This window comes from Legionella septentrionalis (genome assembly GCF_003989745.1).
GTDB lineage: Bacteria > Pseudomonadota > Gammaproteobacteria > Legionellales > Legionellaceae > Legionella_A > Legionella_A septentrionalis.
The window spans coordinates 1-1,011 of sequence record NZ_RZGS01000085.1 but is presented as its reverse complement, the minus strand read 5'-3'; the positions used below and the strand labels follow the sequence as shown (position 1 = coordinate 1,011).

The following is a 1,011-nucleotide window of genomic DNA, read 5'->3' as shown; positions in this document are numbered from 1 at the left end:
ATAACCAGGTAAATTTAGGATAATATCTTTCTTCGGCACTTTAATCCTCTTTTGACTGCAAAATCAAAGAGTTAGATTACTATAATCCGATTAAAGTGCCCCTGTATTTGGGGTAGAGCCAGGATTATGCCGTAAAAAATAAGAAGTTCTTAAAAGCCCCGGAAGCTGAAGAAATCAAGCCTGAAAATCGACGCTTAAGCCGTTACCGATTAATCCATGGCCCTGTGGATTTTTATTTCGATAATAAGTTTAAAAAGCCCACTGAAATTTCCGTGATTACGGGCTTGCGCCCCTAATTTGATGGGTACATCCCCGGCCGACTTGGCAGAGTTTTCTACGGGCGGCTGGGATAATTGAACTTTAAAAGAAACGAACTATAAATCGGAATGCAACAAATTAGCAGATTTTATTGTCCGCACTGCAAAACTACACGGGCATCAACGCTTGGTCATGCCCGCGTTTGGCGTAGGAGTATACATTAAGACACTTAATTTTCCCTCGAAAGAATTGGCACAAAAAATAATGTTTAAAGCTTTTGCATAAGCTGCTTTAAAACATCAAATTGAAGTAGATTGGATTGTCTGGCAAGGTGATCGGCAAGCAGCAAGCAAGCAAAATAAATTCCAAAACTATTGCAGCAACAATCGTTTCGTGCGACCGATTATTCATAAGGATATGCTTGGTTATGCGCAGGAATTAAAACAGCAAGGGATGGACGTGGTGGTATTGAATCCAGGCAGCGATCGAACCATTGGCGGAAGTTATCCTACAGAGAATCCGGATACACTGGAAGAAAAGATAGCACAAAAATCAGATTTGGTTTTGCTGCATTCCGTGTATAACCAATCCATGGTGGATGCATTTAAAATAAAGTTTTCCTTTTCCAAAACATTAGGCAACGTCCCTAAAGTTTTTTAGCCAAGATTTCATCTTAAATTGAGCACAAATTTTTCTATTTCACTTCGATCTACCCCCTCTCCCACGATAGGAGCTTTGATAGTATGATGATGC

At 40.0% G+C, this 1,011-nt stretch carries 1 protein-coding gene; it reads left to right on the top strand.

The features are described from left to right. Positions 1 to 651 precede the first annotated feature (651 nt). Positions 652 to 918 carry a hypothetical protein gene (locus tag ELY11_RS12300; protein ID WP_126955073.1) on the top strand — a complete coding sequence of 89 codons (267 nt, stop codon included), beginning with the start codon at positions 652 to 654 and terminating at the stop codon, positions 916 to 918. Positions 919 to 1,011 lie beyond the last annotated feature (93 nt).